Origin of the sequence: Microbulbifer sp. NBRC 101763 (genome assembly GCF_040371615.1) — a bacterium.
Taxonomy (GTDB): domain Bacteria; phylum Pseudomonadota; class Gammaproteobacteria; order Pseudomonadales; family Cellvibrionaceae; genus Microbulbifer; species Microbulbifer variabilis.
Window position 1 is genome coordinate 947041 of the sequence record NZ_BAABQV010000001.1, and the last position, 15460, is coordinate 962500.

A 15460-nucleotide genomic window follows, 5' to 3' on the forward strand; every position below is an offset into this window, starting at 1 on the left:
AGCGGCTAAAAGAAGGGTTTGGACTTAACTTAGTAATAGCTAGCTTTGCGCGATAGAAATGATGCAACACAAGTCCTTTTTGTCTAGTCGTATCAATGCACTCAGTGATGGCGTTTTTGCTATCGCCATGACCCTGCTGGTGTTTAACATTCAAATTCCTGACTTGGTAGATATTAAGCCGGGCGAGGATTTTCAAACCAAAATGCAGCAACAGATTCCTCATATATTTTCCTGGCTATTGAGTGTTGCAATCCTTTGTCGTTTATGGATCAACCACAATCACTTGATGGCTGATCATGAGTCTAAGTCTGTGGGCTTTACCAGCCTTAACTTTCTATTACTTGGTGCGGTTGCTTTTATTCCTTTTCCATCGGCTTTGTTGGGAGAGTATCCAGATCAAGCCTGGTCGGTAATTTTATTGTCCATCAGTTACGCAGTTGCTGCGCTGGCAATTGCAGGAATGTGGTTTATTGCTCCAAATAGAGCGAGTGTGAGTGGGAAAAGGGTGCTATTAGTGAGCATGGTCATGTTGCTGACCAGCATTTTGGCATGTCTCTTAACAATCTTTAATCCCTATTGGGGATTGGCGCTTTGGATAACGTACGTTGTGGGTATAGCTCCATTAGCTTACCTAATGGAGCGTTATGTCTTTGTCGAGGCTGATTAGTCTCTGATGGGAAAGGCCTGTACAGTGTAATACTACGGTTAACTCTTTTGTAAGGGGCAGTCGAACTCTTGCAACATTTTAATATGAGGGATTCCGGCTTCATAAAAAACAGGCCCCTCCGTTGTAAAACCAGCTTTAGCATAAAAGCCTTTGGCATGTTGTTGGGCGTGAAGGTAGACTTTGCGATAACCATGCTGTTTAGCATGATTACAGATTGCTATTAGTAGTTGAGCACCGAGTCCCAGGCCACGGGCAGCTTTGCTAATCGCCATGCGGCCAATCTTACCATCTGTTGTCAACCGACCAGTGCCAACTGGAATGCCTGTACGAAAAACCAGGAAGTGTTGTGCGCTTTCTTCTTGATCATCCCACTCCAATTCCATGGGAACATTTTGTTCTCGCACAAATACGGCTTCTCGAATTGCCCGAATTCTCTCCCTTTCACTATTCCATTCAGCTGGGCGAATGAGAGTGTCCATTTCAGAAGTCCTCAGGTGGATAGATCAATGTGCCCTGTGCAACCAGTTGATCGAGAAGGCCGCTGACTTCGGCTATTTCCGGGAAAGCTTCGATATCATTCCAGGTTACTTCATGGGAGTCAGCGAACTGTTCGGCAAATACCAGTGGGCAGGGGAAGGCCTCACCATCAACAAACAAAGTGGCTGGTTCGCGGCAAAAGGCAGCGCGGGAGGCGGGGTTTAATACCAGTTGTACTCCCTTGGGCATCTGCTCGCGCCAATCTACTGCGTCATCTGCATCCAATGCCACTGTGTCCGGGTATTTTGCTTCAGTCATAACCGCGCCAAACCACTGGGCGATTTTTTCCGGTTGCTGCAGCCACTCGCCGAGCTGTTGTTGCAGGCGGGCAACAGAGGCGGGATCAATTTCCGCTGGGTTTTTCGCCACTTCAGCACCGGCATCGGTGTAGCGCTGGCTGTCCGGTAAATCCATAGCGATTTCAGCGGCGAGATCTTCGAGGATCGCGGCGGCGGAAGGGGCGCGGAAACCAATGGAAATTGTGGTGCATCCGCCTTCGGCTATTCCCCAGTGGCTGTATTGGGGCGGCAAGTAAAGCATATCGCCGGGCTCTAGTACCCAGCTGTTTTCTGCTTCGAATTCTTTCAGGATATTGAGGGACGTTCCTTCAAGGCGAGGATTGCTTTCATCCACCTTGGGGCCTTGTTGCCACAAACGCTTGCCTTCGGCCTGGAGAAGAAACACATCGTAGTGATCGTAGTGGGGACCAACGCTGCCCTTATCGGCGGCGTAACTGATCATCACATCATCCAGGCGCCAGTCGGGGATAAAGCGGAAGAAATCTTTCAGTTCAGCAATTTCTGACATCCACTGATCGACAGCTTGTACCAGCAGGGTCCAGTGGGTTTTAGGGAGGGAAAGAAAATCTTCTTCAGTGAATGGACCTGTGCGCAGCTCCCAGGGACCGCTCTTGCCATTCTCCAATACCAAGCGAGATTCGACCGCTTCCTCCAGGGCCATACCTGCGAGTTCTTCCCCGGAAATGGGCGACTCAAAATTGGCGAAAGCATTGCGTATCAGCAGGGGTTTCTGCTGCCAATAGTCACGCATAAAAACTTCGATGGGCATGTCGCCAAGGTGGGTAAGGGGGCTGGCCACGGTAACTCTCACTGTCAGAAGGCTGGGGTTTGTGTCTGGATATTCTGAGGCTCGGAAACTATCCAGCGTACTTTTGTATTTTTTAAAAGATGACCAGCCGCACCAGGTGCGGCTGGTAGCCGGACTCGTTTAAATTTTACGAGCCTGTTCCACGGCGTTACCGATATAGGATGCCGGAGTCATTTCCAGCAGGTCGCTCTTGGCTTCCGCGGGAATCTCCAGGTTCTCGATAAATACTTTCAGGGTTTCACGGGTGATGCCCTGGCCACGGGTGAGGGCCTTCAGTTTCTCGTAAGGCTCTTCAATGTTGTAGCGACGCATAACCGTTTGGATCGGCTCTGCCAATACTTCCCATGAATTATCCAGGTCTTCCGCCAGGCGCTCGCGGTTGATTTCCAGTTTGCCCAGGCCTTTCATGGTGGCGGCATAGGCAATGGTGGAGTAGCCCGCACCCACCCCCATATTGCGCAGCACGGTGGAGTCTGTCAGGTCGCGCTGCCAGCGGGATACTGGAAGTTTGGCTGCCAGGTGCTGGAATACGGCGTTGGCGATACCCAGGTTGCCTTCGGAGTTTTCGAAGTCAATGGGGTTAACTTTGTGCGGCATGGTGGAGGAGCCAACTTCACCGGCAACGACTTTTTGCTTGAAGTAACCCAGGGAGATATAGCCCCACACATCGCGGTCAAAATCGATCAGGATGGTGTTAAAGCGGGCAACAGCGTCGAACAGCTCAGCAATGTAGTCGTGGGGCTCGATCTGGGTGGTGTAGGGGTTCCAGGTAAGGCCCAGGGAAGAAATGAATTCTTCAGCATTTTGCTCCCAATCAATATTGGGATAGGCGGACAGGTGAGCGTTGTAATTACCTACCGCGCCGTTAATTTTACCCAGTAGCGGTACCGCTTTAATCTGTGCTACCTGGCGGCGCAGGCGCGCGGCCACGTTGGCAAGTTCTTTACCAACAGTAGACGGGCTGGCTGTCTGGCCGTGAGTACGGGACAGCATGGGTACGTCGGCAAAGTCCTGGGCCAGGTCTACGATAGCGTCAATCAGGGCTTCCATCGCAGGCAACATGACGTTGTCGCGACCGGCGCGAAGCATCAGGGCGTGGGACAGGTTGTTAATGTCCTCAGAGGTGCAGGCAAAGTGTACGAATTCGCTCACTGTTGCCAGCTGGGCATTGCTGCTGATTTTATCCTTGAGGAAGTATTCAACCGCTTTTACATCGTGGTTGGTGGTGCGCTCGATTTCCTTGATGCGCTCAGCATCTTCCAGGGAGAAGTCGGCCACAATGCTATCGAGCAGCTTGTTGGCAGCTTCGTCAAACTGCTCAACTTCGGCGATCTCTTTATGTGCGGAAAGTTTTTGCAGCCAGCGTACTTCCACTTCAACGCGGGCGCGGATCAGGCCGTATTCACTGAAAATTTCACGCAGGGGGGCAGTCTTGCTCTCGTAGCGACCATCAATAGGGGATACCGCTGTGAGTGCGGAAAGCTCAACTGTCATAGTAAATCTCCGGGATTAGTGTTCTATAGATTCGATATGTGCGATCCATTCGTCGGTCGCACGCAAAAGCTTTTTGCGTTGGAACAACAGGTGTAGGCGACGCCCACCCAGCTGTCGCCATAGTGTCGCCGAGCGAACACCGGCAAACAGCATTGAGCGAATTTGATTGGCGATACGTTGCTGTTGCAGGTAGTTAAAATCGCCAAGAACCTGAATACGAAAGCGGAAGGTGCCGAGGGTGTCACTATAGGTGCTGGCCAGATTGGAAAAGATATTTTCGTGAGTCAGTGAAAAGTGTTCGGCTTGACCCTTGGCTTTCTCCAGGCGGCTGCCGATAACGGAAAGCAGGTCCTTTTTCTTGCTCAATTGTCGTTGCAAGTAGAGGACGGAGAGTGTGTAGCGCAGGCAATCTGTGTACTCGGGATGTTGCCGGGACTGCAATATTTGTTTGGAGACCTTAAGGCCGGGCAGCAGGTGCTTTGCCCCTGCAAAAATATCCTCAGTGCGGTCGGGGTTAATCTGGAAGAGGCTGTACACCCCCGTTTCCAGTTGCGCCTGGGGCGCCGTGCCAGTTTTGGCAAGGCGCTCCACCAGAGTTGCGGATTGAAAAATTCCGGCCAGTGCCAATGCCTGATCCCGCCAGTTATTCAAAATTGCTCCTTAGTGCTTCTTGTATTTTTCCGGTATGGCGGAGCCGATGCCTGTGGCTCGCTCAATAACCGCGCCACCGAGGCAAACCTCGCCATCATACAGTACCAGGGATTGACCTGGCGTGATGGCACGCTGCGGCTCATCAAACGCTACGACCAAGTTCCCATTTTCCTGTACATGCACTGTGCAGTCCTGGTCTGGTTGGCGGTAGCGGGTTTTAGCCTGGCAGCGGAATGTTTCACCTGGTGCGGCTGCGTTAATCCAGTGCGTCTGGCTAGCCTCTAAGCCAGTTGCGTATAGCAGGGGATGATGTGCGCCTTGTGCGACAATTAATACATTGCGCTCCAGGTCCTTACCCACAACATACCAGGGTTCTTCACCGGCGCCTTTTACGCCGCCGATACCCAGGCCTTGGCGCTGGCCAATGGTGTGGTACATCAGGCCCGCATGACGCCCCATTGTTTCACCTTCCGGCGTTTCCATATCCCCGGGTTGTGCGGGCAGATATTGCTCAAGAAAGTCCTTGAAGCGACGCTCACCGATAAAACAGATACCGGTGCTGTCCTTTTTATTGTGAGTAATAAAGCCATTTTCCTCGGCAATACGTCGGACTTCCGGTTTCTCCAGCTCCCCCAGCGGAAAAAGGGAGCGGGCAAACTCTTCTTCTCCAACGGCGTGCAGGAAATAGCTTTGATCCTTATTGCCATCGAGTCCTTTGAGTAGATAGGTGCGGCCATCTATATCACGGCGGCGAGTGTAGTGCCCGGTAGCAATCGCATCAGCCCCGAGAACCTCGGCATATTCAAGGAAAACCTTAAATTTGATCTCCCGGTTACAAAGGATATCCGGGTTGGGGGTGCGTCCTTCTTTATACTCTGCCAGGAAATATTCGAATACATGGTCCCAGTACTCTGCGGCAAAGTTAGCGGTATGTAATTTGATACCAAGCTTTTCACAGACTGCCTGGGCATCCGCCAGGTCTGCCATGGCGGTGCAGTATTCTGTGCCGTCATCTTCATCCCAGTTTTTCATGAACAGGCCTTCCACCTGGTAGCCCTGCTGGATCAGCAGGTGTGCAGCTACAGAGGAATCCACACCGCCGGACATACCGACGATGATGCGCTTTGGCTGTTTGTTGAGGGTGGAATCAGGCATAAGAAGAACAGTCACTACTTCACTGGCATGAAAGGGGGGCGAATTTTACCTGCGAACGCCCCATTTGACCAAGACCGCTTTGATCTTCCGTTATAGATTATCGCTTTCGGCGAGGTCGATTGCGGTTGAGTGCTGGTTTTGTTCGGGGTTTGGGGGCGCCAAAAACCTCTTCTGTTCGATACTCGCCAGGCTTTAATGAGTCGAGCTTCCAGCTGCCTATCGCCACCCGGATTAGCCGCAGGGTAGGGAAGCCGACCGCTGCAGTCATCCGCCTTACCTGGCGATTCCGCCCCTCGGAAATAGTCAGCTCCAGCCAGCTGGTTGGAATCGACTTGCGTTCGCGAATTGGCGGTGTGCGGGGCCAGGGCTCCATATCAGGCAGGCGCCTGGCCTTGGCCGGTGCGGTTCGGCCATCCTTCAGGTCTACCCCTTGCCTGAGCATATAAAGAGCATCATCAGTAATTTCACCCTCCACCTGGGCCCAATAGGTCTTGGGCATCTTCCGCTTGGGGTGGCTGATTTGATGTTGTAGCGCTCCATCATCAGTCAGCAGTAGTAAACCTTCAGAATCGTAGTCCAGGCGGCCCGCCGCATAGAATCCCTTGTGCTGGATATAGTTAGCCAGAGTGGCGCGATCCTGATCATCTGTAAATTGGCTTAATACGCCAAAAGGCTTGTTGAGGAGAATAATCTTTGCCATAAGAAAAATTGAGTATTGTAATCCAACTACAAAAATTAACCGAGGCTGCTATAATCCCGCCGTTTTTTATCCCCGCCCAATGGTCCCGGGGGAGCGGTGCAAGCAACGCTGGACCTAAAAAGTCATAGAATTTTGGGAGTTTACGCAATATGGGTCATATCCAAGTGCCGGCAGACGGCGAAAAAGTTACAGTCAATTCCGACGGTTCGCTGAATGTTCCGAATCGCCCGGTTATTCCTTTCATCGAGGGTGACGGCATCGGTGTGGATATCACCCCGGTAATGCGCAAGGTGATCGACGCGTCTGTAGAAAAAGCTTTCGGCGGCGAAAAGAAAATCGAGTGGATGGAAATCTACTGCGGTGAGAAAGCGGCAGAGACTTACGCTGGCGACTGGTTCCCGGCTGAAACCCTCGAAGCGATCAAAGACTACGTTGTTAGCATTAAAGGCCCTCTGACCACTCCAGTAGGTGGAGGCTTCCGTTCCCTGAACGTTGCCCTGCGTCAGGAGCTGGATCTGTACGTATGTCAGCGCCCGGTGCGCTGGTTCAGCGGTGTACCTTCTCCGGTTAAAGAGCCGAACAAGGTAGACATGGTTATCTTCCGTGAAAACTCCGAAGATATCTACGCTGGTATCGAGTGGAAAGCCGACACTGACGAAGCTAAGAAAGTTATCAAGTTCCTGCAGGACGAGATGGGTGTTAAGAAGATCCGTTTCCCTGAGAACTGTGGTATCGGTGTTAAGCCGGTTTCTGCAGAAGGTACCAAGCGTCTCGTGCGCAAGGCTATCCAGTACGCTGTCGACCAGGATCGCGATTCTGTAACCCTGGTACACAAAGGCAACATCATGAAGTTCACCGAAGGTGCCTTCGCTGATTGGGGTTACGAGCTGGCTCGCGACGAGTTTGGCGCTCAGCCGCTGGACGGCGGCCCCTGGCACAGCTTCAAGAACCCGAAGACTGGCAAGGAAATCGTTGTTAAGGACGTAATTGCTGACGCTATGTTGCAGCAGATCCTGCTGCGTCCGGCGGAGTACGACGTAATTGCTACCCTGAACCTGAACGGTGACTACCTGTCTGACGCACTGGCTGCACAGGTTGGTGGTATTGGTATCGCTCCGGGCGCAAACCTGTCCGACGACGTTGCCCTGTTCGAAGCGACTCACGGTACTGCGCCCAAGTACGCTGGCCAGGATAAAGTTAACCCGGGCTCCCTGATTCTTTCCGCTGAGATGATGCTGCGTCACCTGGGCTGGAACGAAGCTGCTGACCTGGTAATCAAGGGCATGGAAGGTGCTATCGAAGCCAAAACTGTAACCTACGATTTCGAGCGTCTGATGGACGGTGCTGAGCTGAAGTCCTGTTCTGCGTTTGGTGACGAAGTTATCAAGCACATGGCATAAAGGTGCCAAATTGGATGCCGGGCTTTGAGGCTCAGCTCCGATAGTAAAAAGGCCCTTCACTGTGCAGTGAAGGGCCTTTTTTTGCGTGCGAACTTGCCGCAATAAGGCTAGTCGAGAGCCTCCGCTTCCTTTTCTCTCGCGCTCTCGGCATAGGCCGGTTCGGAGTTTGGAATGGAAGGTTTGCTGGCAGTGGGCATATCGCCCGAGGGCACAGTAGAAATATTGGCGGCGTGGTAGCCTTTATCGCCCCTGACGATATCAAAGGTGACTTGCTGACCAGCTTTCAGGGTTCGGTAGCCTTCCATCTGAATGGCGGAATAGTGCGCGAACAGATCCTCCCCTCCTTCATCTGCAAGAATAAACCCATATCCCTTTGCGTTGTTGAACCACTTCACGGTACCGGTAGGCATAACGAATTCCCTCTAATTGCCTGAGTGACCAGTTGGCCACCTTACAGAGTTTTTATATTTATTTGACCTGCGGATTAATCGACTGCGATCCTATCTGCGATTAACGGCTGTGAACGTGCAGGCACTAACTCTTGTAGTCAACTGGTATGGGAATGTCAAGAAACGCAGGTGGACTCTGTGATGTCTCTGTGTCGTTGGTCAAATAAGGTTACAATGGCAGGTTGTTGATGGTTGCGCAGGTTGCAACATCGAGGCTTTAAAAAATTCATTGATAATTGTTATGAGTATTCCGCAGATCATTACACTAAGCTCCGATATGTCAGAGGGAGACAGTTACGACTTGGAGGATTCCGATGGCGGGCTTGCACTGGAGGAGGCGCCACCCAAGTTAAAGCAGCCTCCCATGTATAAGGTCATTATGCTCAACGATGACTACACCCCCATGGACTTTGTTGTAGAGACTTTGGAACTGTTTTTTTCAGTCAACCGGGAGCGCGCCACGCAGTTGATGCTGCAAGTACACACGCGGGGAAAAGCAGTGTGCGGTGTCTATACTCGGGATATAGCGGAGACAAAGGCCGCGCAGGTCAATCAATTCGCCCAGGAGAATGAGCACCCCCTGTTATGCGAAATTGAGGCGGATGAAAGTAAAGAAGATTGATCTTGAATAGAGCTGCTTTTAAACAAGGGTCCCGTCACCTGAAGGGAATCAGCCAGGATATAGACGCCGGCAAAGGGTGCGCGCCTACCAGCGGAGTCGGCGGGAAATATTGGCGATTAGGGTTTGAGGTTTAGATGCTCAGCAAGGACTTAGAGGTAACGCTTAATCTGGCGTTCAAGGGTGCGCGCGCTAAACGGCACGAATTCATGACCGTAGAGCACCTATTGCTGGCGCTTTTGGACAATGAATCTGCGGCTGATGTGTTGCATGCCTGTGGAGCCGATCTAAGCGCGTTGCGACGTGAGTTGCTGGAGTTCGTAGACTCCACAACGCCATTAATCCCAGAGGCTGATACAGACCGTGAGACTCAGCCCACACTCGGGTTCCAGAGGGTCCTGCAAAGGGCCGTTTTCCATGTCCAGTCATCCGGTAAAAAGGAAGTCACAGGGGCTAATGTCCTCGTTGCTATTTTTTGTGAGCAGGAAAGTCAGGCTGTTTACTATCTGAAACAGCAGAGTGTTGCTCGTATTGATGTGGTGAATTACATCACCCATGGCATTTCCCGCGTAGGATCCAGTGGTAATAATCACCACCATGGCTCCGATACGACGCCTGAACAGGTTGATGAAGAGATCAGCGGGGGTGCAGAGCCAGGTGGCTCCGATCCACTGGAAAGTTATGCGACCAACCTGAACCAAGAGGCTATCCTCGGCCGCATTGACCCCCTGGTAGGGCGTGGGCCCGAAGTGGAACGGGTAACCCAGGTTCTGGCCAGGCGCCGTAAAAACAATCCGCTGCTTGTTGGTGAGTCTGGTGTTGGTAAGACCGCCATTGCTGAGGGGCTTGCTCGCCGTATAGTGGACGAAGATATTCCTGAACCGCTCAAAGACAGCACTATTTATTCCCTTGATCTTGGCTCCCTTCTGGCCGGGACAAAATACCGGGGAGATTTTGAAAAGCGCTTTAAAGCATTGTTGGCTGAATTAAAAAAGCGCGAGCACGCAGTACTGTTTATTGACGAAATTCACACGATTATCGGTGCGGGTGCGGCTTCCGGTGGAGTGATGGATGCCTCCAATCTGCTTAAGCCACTGCTTTCCAGTGGCCAGCTGCGCTGTATAGGCTCAACGACATTTACTGAGTACCGTGGGATTTTCGAAAAAGATCGGGCACTTTCCAGGCGCTTCCAGAAAATTGATGTCAGTGAGCCTTCGGTTGAAGAAACCATCCAAATCCTGCAGGGGTTACGGAGTTGTTTCGAAGACCACCACAAGGTGCGTTTTACCGATGCGGCCCTGGATGCCGCGGCACAGCTTTCCAGTCGCCATATCACCGAGCGATTCCTGCCGGATAAAGCAATTGACGTTATTGATGAGGCCGGCGCCTACCAATCCCTGCTACCTGCGGAGACTCGGAAGGAAGTAATTGGAGTTGGTGAAATTGAGTCCGTGATTGCGAAAATGGCCCGGATTCCAGCCAAGAGCGTATCGGCATCGGATAAGGAACAGTTATCCAAATTGGACGACAACCTGAAGATGGTTGTGTTTGGCCAGGATAGTGCCATTGAGGCGCTGAGTACGGCGATCAAGCTTAGCAGGGCGGGTCTCGGTGCGGAGGAGAAGCCCATAGGTTCCTTCCTCTTCTCTGGCCCAACCGGTGTCGGGAAGACTGAGCTGTGTCGCCAGTTGGCTAAAGTGATGGGAATCGAGTTGATTCGTTTCGATATGTCCGAGTATATGGAGCGCCATACGGTTTCCCGTCTGATTGGTGCTCCGCCGGGCTATGTCGGTTTTGATCAGGGCGGACTGCTGACTGATTCTGTGACCAAGCATCCCCACAGTGTTGTGTTACTGGATGAAATTGAGAAAGCACATCCAGAGGTGTTTAACCTGTTATTGCAGGTGATGGATCACGGTACTCTGACTGACAATAACGGCCGCAAGGCTGATTTCCGCAACGTTATTCTCATCATGACCACCAATGCAGGTGCTGAGCTGATGAGTCGGCGTTCTATTGGCTTTTCAAATCAGGATCACTCCACCGACGGCATGGAGGAGATCAAGAAAATGTTCACGCCGGAATTCCGCAATCGCTTGGATAGCATTATCCAGTTCGGGTCATTGCCGCTGGATGTGGTGAAGACGGTGGTGGACAAGTTTATTGTTGAGCTGCAGGCGCAACTTGATGATTCCCGCGTAACCTTGGCTGTAGATGATGAGGCCCGCGAGTGGCTGGCAATTCGTGGTTATGATGAAAAAATGGGTGCGCGTCCAATGTCGCGCCTGATTCGTGACAAGCTGCGCAAGCCCCTGGCCGAAGCTGTGTTGTTCGGTGAATTGGCCGAAGAGGGTGGGCGTGTTGCGGTCACTATCGAGGGTGATGAGCTGGCGATAAAAACTGCGGTTCCAGCCTGACTTTACCTCAGGTTCAACCGAAAAAAGCCACCTTGCGGTGGCTTTTTTTTGTCTGGACAAGCGGCCCGTAAGGCACTTCCCCAGGCGAGCAGTTTAACGGGCGCGGTAAGTAATGCGGCCCTTGCTCAGGTCGTAAGGGGTGAGTTCCACCTTGACCTTATCGCCAGTGAGGATACGAATGTAGTTTTTGCGCATTTTTCCAGAGATGTGCGCAATTACCACGTGTCCGTTTTCCAGCTTTACGCGGAAAGTGGTATTTGGCAGGGTGTCAATCACCTCGCCTTCCATTTCAATATAATCGTCTTTTGCCATGCGGCAGCAACCTTCAAATAACTTGATCAGACCATTTACCCCGGTGGCGCTTTGGCCTAGCCGCGGCTTGACGGGCGAGCATTTTGCACGAAAAGGCTGAATAGAGCAAAGGGCGTGTGCTAGTGCTTTAGAGAGACTTCAGGCTCCAGCGGTTTTCCTTAAGCATTTCAATCGGTCGAAACTGGCTTTTGTAGGCCATTTTGTGGCACTGCTCTATCCAGTAACCCAGGTAGAGATTGGGGAGTCCGAGTCGCCTGGCCCATTCAATCTGGTAGAGAATGCAGTAACTGCCCAAGCTGCGCTTGTCCTCATCCGGGTCGAAGAAAGTATAGATGGCAGAGAGGCCAGCGGTGAGCAGGTCAGTAACAGCTACTGCAACCAGCTTGCCTCTAGCGCGCAACTCAATATAGCGGGTGGCTCCCCAAGCCTGGCTCAGGAAACTTCGGTATTGCTCCCGGCTGGGTGGATACATCTCTCCGTCGGCATGGCGTTGCTCAATGTAGCGAGCATACAACTCGTAGTGCTCGTCAGTATCAATAGATTCGATGTGGAAGATATCCAGGTCTCGATTGCGTTTCCAGCAGCGGCGCTGGTTGCGATCTGGTACAAACAGGTTCACCGGCACCCTTGCCGGAATGCAAGCCCTACATGTGGCACATTGTGGGCGGTATAGGTAGGCGCCACTGCGGCGGAAACCCAGCTCGGACAGACGGTTGTACAGGCGTTGGTCCACCTCTGTCTGGGGGTCCACAAATACTGTGGTGGCCTCCCGGTCCGGCAGGTAGCCGCAGGGGTGGGGCAGCGTGGCCAGCAAGCGTACAGAATCCAGTTGCGAATATTTACCCATAAGTCCAACAAAGCTTCCAAGGCTGTGGAAACGCGGGCTGTTTAATACCGCTTTCCAGCAATTGTTCGAAATCCCTACGGCACAATTCAATGGCCCCCAGGCTGGTCAGGTGCGGGTTACTAACCTGGCAGTCGATGAGCGGGCAGCCCCACAATTCTAATTGCCGAATGAGGTGGACAAAAGCGACTTTGGAAGCCTCTGTTTCTCTGTGAAACATCGACTCGCCAAAGAACACTTTGCCAATGGCCAGTCCATAGAGTCCTCCAACAAGCTTGCCCTCTCGCCACACCTCTACAGAGTGGGCATGGCCGAGATGATGCATATCTACGTAGGCCTGGCACATCTCATCAGTGATCCAGGTGCCATCTTCGCCGGACCTGGGCGCGCGGCAGGCATCGATGACCTCCTCGAATGCCTGGTCAAATGTAACCTGAAAGGCTCCGCGGCGCAGTACTTTGCGAAGGCTTCGCCCGATCTTAAAGTCGTGGGGAATAACTACACAGCGTGGTGAGGGGCTCCACCAGAGAATGGGTTGCTCGTCGGAGTACCAGGGGAATATCCCGCGTCGGTACGCTGCGAGCAGCCAGTCTGGTGACAGGTCACCGCCAACTGCGAGCAAACCGTTGGGATCATCCAATGCCGCTCTAGTAGGGGGGAAGTCGATATGGTTTTCATCGAGCCACATCAAGCGGCTTTGGGTATTCCTTGCCACAAGCTGACTCCTGTCCGAGGAGATGGTGGGGGTCCGGGCGGAGAGATTCCGCCCGGAGTGGGAGGGTGTTACTGGGCGTCCAGGAAGCGCTCGGCGTCCAGGGCTGCCATACAGCCGGTGCCGGCAGAAGTTACAGCCTGACGGTAGATATGATCAGAGACGTCACCGGCTGCAAATACGCCGGGAATGGATGTTTGGGTGGCATTACCCTCCAGGCCGCTTTGAACGATGATATAGCCACCATTCATTTCCAGTTGACCTTCAAAGATGCCGGTATTTGGCTTATGGCCAATGGCGATAAATACACCGGACACATCCAGCTCTTTGGTGGAATCGTCCTGGGTGCTACGAACCCGCAGTCCCGTTACGCCGTTGTCATCGCCCAAAACCTCATCCAGGGTGTGGTGCCAGCAAACCTTGATGTTGCCGTTTTCCACTTTTTCCATCAGGCGGTCCTGCAGAATTTTCTCCGCACGCAGTTCATTGCGGCGGTGAATCAGGGTTACTTCACTGGCGATATTGGACAGGTAAAGCGCCTCTTCAACGGCGGTGTTACCACCACCTACAACTGCTACTTTTTGATCGCGGTAGAAGAAACCATCGCAAGTTGCACAGGCGCTCACACCGCGCCCCTGAAAGGCTTCCTCGGACGGAAGACCTAAGTACTGGGCTGAAGCGCCAGTGGCGATGATCAGTGAGTCACAAGTGTAAGTCTCATTGCCCTTGAGGGTGAATGGGCGCTGGTTGAGGTCAACAGATTCAATGTGATCGAAAATGACCTGGGTGTCGAAACGCTCTGCGTGTTGCTGCATTTGTACCATCAAATCTGGGCCCTGCAGATCAGGGATGCCGCCCGGCCAGTTTTCAACTTCGGTTGTGGTGGTCAGCTGCCCACCTTGCTGCATACCGGTGATAACTACAGGATTCAGGTTAGCGCGGGCAGCGTAAATGGCGGCAGTGTAGCCTGCGGGGCCCGAGCCGAGAATGATCAGTCGATGATGATTGTTGCTCATGAAATTCTCTTTAAGACTGTCGGTGTGCAAAGTTTCCCCGGCGAACCGGGTTTCACAAGTCTGGCTACTTTTTGATCAGCCGAGACTATCAAGTTGGCGGATATAATAGGCGATAGTTACAAATGGGCGAAATAGTTTGCCTTAATTTGTTCCATTGGAAAGTGCTATCTGTGAGAGAGGTGTGTGACAGAGGCTCCCCCGACAGTGGTTAAATGATGACAGATCATGTGAATAAATTACCTTAGTAAGATAAGCTAATTCATTGATATATATGAAATTATATTTAATCAAAGTTAATTCTTGGAACGGAACAAGGTTGTGCCTAAAGGTTAGGCGCCAGCCAGTTTTATATTGGTTCAGATGTTGCCCTTGGATTTTAGGTAGAGGCAGGTGGGGGCCTGAGACTGTCAGCAGCAGGATAGGGCACCCCGCCCTTATTTCAGTTTGAATGAGGCAGTCCAGACCTTCGCATCAGTGAGAGATAGTGGATGACGTTTTTTCTATCCGGCCACTTTTTGTTTTGAAGCCCTGTGGACACCATCGTGCAAGCCAGCACGACCACCGGACTTGGCGGAGATCGTATCGCTCAGCCTTAAAGCCAGGTGCGATATTGTTGCGGATGGGTACAATGTCTGCACTGTGGATGTTCTTGGCGCCACAAAGATTTCCCCGGAAGTGTTGAAGTCTTCGTTAAAGACGCCAGGCATTGCCCTCCAGAAGGAATCTTTTGATGCGGTGGTGCACAAAATGGGCTTGCACTAGGTGATTAGTGTTGATCAGCCAATAGTCATTCAGGGGGCTTATTGAGATTGAAGCCTGGAGGACGGCTCATAGTTTGGGGGTTATTGCCTGGTACTGGCATTCTGCAGGCTGCTTTTATAGATTTTGTACAAAAATTCAGCATGCCAGTTCATTGTGAGTGCCAGGCGTTTGATCGCTAATTTCTCTGAGAGAATCAGTTGCTATGGCACTTCAAGAGTGCTGACTTTGATGAAGTAGTACAAGTTTCTGTACTGTCTATCGTTTTAGTATGGAAGCCATACTGGGTGCTGAATTGGCCGAAGACCGCAGTAAACTGGTTGCTTTGAACCGGTTTGCGCGAAATAGGATATCGGTGAGCTTAAGACATGGGGCATCCTGGAAGGAAAGTGGGGAGGATCCATCTATCAAGGTATCTACTGCTTCTTTCGCGCATATAAGCCAAGTTGGCGAAAAACAAATGTGCACAATCCGCGAGCGAACTAACTGAATGTTACTCATAAAAAGACTAGGGTAGAGAGCTGGATAGAAAACTGGGTCAAAGTTAGATGGTAAGGCTGGCCCCAGCTGAGCTGAAAAGCTTTATATTTAGCCAATCTTCAAAAAATCGGCATAAATTTT

General features: G+C 51.9%; 16 protein-coding genes. 4 read left to right on the forward strand and 12 right to left on the reverse strand.

The genetic code is table 11. The annotated features are described in order from the left end of the window. Positions 1 to 58 precede the first annotated feature (58 nt). Positions 59 to 667 (forward strand): TMEM175 family protein, encoded by a 609-nt coding sequence (locus tag ABWV76_RS04390; RefSeq protein ID WP_353375344.1) that lies wholly within the window; start codon positions 59 to 61, stop codon positions 665 to 667. Positions 668 to 705: 38 nt separating this feature from the next. Here the strand turns inward: ABWV76_RS04390 and ABWV76_RS04395 are convergent, their stop codons facing one another. From ABWV76_RS04395 to ABWV76_RS04420, 6 genes are all read right to left on the reverse strand, one after another. Beyond that, on the reverse strand, positions 706 to 1146 hold the full coding sequence (locus tag ABWV76_RS04395) for a GNAT family N-acetyltransferase (protein ID WP_353375345.1): 441 nt from the start codon (positions 1144 to 1146) through the stop codon (positions 706 to 708). Between the two features lies 1 nt (position 1147). Beyond that, positions 1148 to 2302 carry a cupin domain-containing protein gene (locus ABWV76_RS04400; protein WP_020415254.1) on the reverse strand — a complete coding sequence of 385 codons (1155 nt, stop codon included), beginning with the start codon at positions 2300 to 2302 and terminating at the stop codon, positions 1148 to 1150. Positions 2303 to 2431: 129 nt separating this feature from the next. Then, positions 2432 to 3805 (reverse strand): adenylosuccinate lyase, encoded by a 1374-nt coding sequence (purB, locus tag ABWV76_RS04405; RefSeq protein ID WP_020415255.1) that lies wholly within the window; start codon positions 3803 to 3805, stop codon positions 2432 to 2434. A gap of 15 nt (positions 3806 to 3820) precedes the next feature. After that, positions 3821 to 4456 (reverse strand): high frequency lysogenization protein HflD, encoded by a 636-nt coding sequence (hflD, locus tag ABWV76_RS04410; protein ID WP_020415256.1) that lies wholly within the window; start codon positions 4454 to 4456, stop codon positions 3821 to 3823. Positions 4457 to 4465: 9 nt separating this feature from the next. Further along, entirely contained in the window at positions 4466 to 5611 is a 1146-nt protein-coding gene (gene mnmA / locus ABWV76_RS04415) for a tRNA 2-thiouridine(34) synthase MnmA (protein WP_353375470.1), read from the reverse strand. A 97-nt stretch (positions 5612 to 5708) separates the two neighbouring features. Beyond that, on the reverse strand, positions 5709 to 6311 hold the full coding sequence (locus ABWV76_RS04420) for a pseudouridine synthase (protein ID WP_020415258.1): 603 nt from the start codon (positions 6309 to 6311) through the stop codon (positions 5709 to 5711). A 149-nt stretch (positions 6312 to 6460) separates the two neighbouring features. Here ABWV76_RS04420 and icd point away from each other — a divergent pair, with 149 nt between their 5' ends. Further along, positions 6461 to 7711, forward strand: coding sequence for an NADP-dependent isocitrate dehydrogenase (icd, locus tag ABWV76_RS04425; RefSeq protein ID WP_020415259.1), 1251 nt, complete (start codon positions 6461 to 6463; stop codon positions 7709 to 7711). A 107-nt stretch (positions 7712 to 7818) separates the two neighbouring features. On the opposite strand, the gene cspD is transcribed toward icd, so the two are convergent. Beyond that, complete coding sequence (gene cspD, locus ABWV76_RS04430; RefSeq protein ID WP_020415260.1) at positions 7819 to 8121, reverse strand: cold shock domain-containing protein CspD; 303 nt, start codon at positions 8119 to 8121, stop codon at positions 7819 to 7821. A 280-nt stretch (positions 8122 to 8401) separates the two neighbouring features. On the opposite strand from cspD, the gene clpS reads away from it, so the two are divergent. Both clpS and clpA read left to right on the forward strand, forming a co-directional pair. Continuing rightward, positions 8402 to 8782 (forward strand): ATP-dependent Clp protease adapter ClpS, encoded by a 381-nt coding sequence (gene clpS, locus ABWV76_RS04435; RefSeq protein WP_020415261.1) that lies wholly within the window; start codon positions 8402 to 8404, stop codon positions 8780 to 8782. Between the two features lie 134 nt (positions 8783 to 8916). Next, positions 8917 to 11196 carry an ATP-dependent Clp protease ATP-binding subunit ClpA gene (clpA, locus tag ABWV76_RS04440; protein WP_020415262.1) on the forward strand — a complete coding sequence of 760 codons (2280 nt, stop codon included), beginning with the start codon at positions 8917 to 8919 and terminating at the stop codon, positions 11194 to 11196. Between the two features lie 93 nt (positions 11197 to 11289). Here the strand turns inward: clpA and infA are convergent, their stop codons facing one another. The 5 genes from infA to ABWV76_RS04465 all read right to left on the reverse strand — a co-directional run bounded on the left by infA (position 11290) and on the right by ABWV76_RS04465 (position 14787). Then, the gene (infA, locus tag ABWV76_RS04445) at positions 11290 to 11508 is read right to left on the reverse strand and encodes a translation initiation factor IF-1 (protein WP_010130378.1); all 219 of its coding nucleotides are present in this window, start codon (positions 11506 to 11508) and stop codon (positions 11290 to 11292) included. A 127-nt stretch (positions 11509 to 11635) separates the two neighbouring features. After that, complete coding sequence (locus tag ABWV76_RS04450) at positions 11636 to 12355, reverse strand: arginyltransferase (protein WP_020415263.1); 720 nt, start codon at positions 12353 to 12355, stop codon at positions 11636 to 11638. Beyond that, positions 12348 to 13040, reverse strand: coding sequence for a leucyl/phenylalanyl-tRNA--protein transferase (gene aat / locus ABWV76_RS04455; RefSeq protein ID WP_502914760.1), 693 nt, complete (start codon positions 13038 to 13040; stop codon positions 12348 to 12350). Before aat ends, ABWV76_RS04450 begins: the two co-directional genes overlap by 8 nt. 95 nt (positions 13041 to 13135) lie before the next feature. Then, positions 13136 to 14080 carry a thioredoxin-disulfide reductase gene (gene trxB / locus ABWV76_RS04460; RefSeq protein ID WP_020415265.1) on the reverse strand — a complete coding sequence of 315 codons (945 nt, stop codon included), beginning with the start codon at positions 14078 to 14080 and terminating at the stop codon, positions 13136 to 13138. Between the two features lie 500 nt (positions 14081 to 14580). Further along, a complete protein-coding gene (locus tag ABWV76_RS04465) occupies positions 14581 to 14787 on the reverse strand; it encodes a hypothetical protein (protein WP_157533713.1) in 207 nt (68 codons plus the stop codon). Positions 14788 to 15460 lie beyond the last annotated feature (673 nt).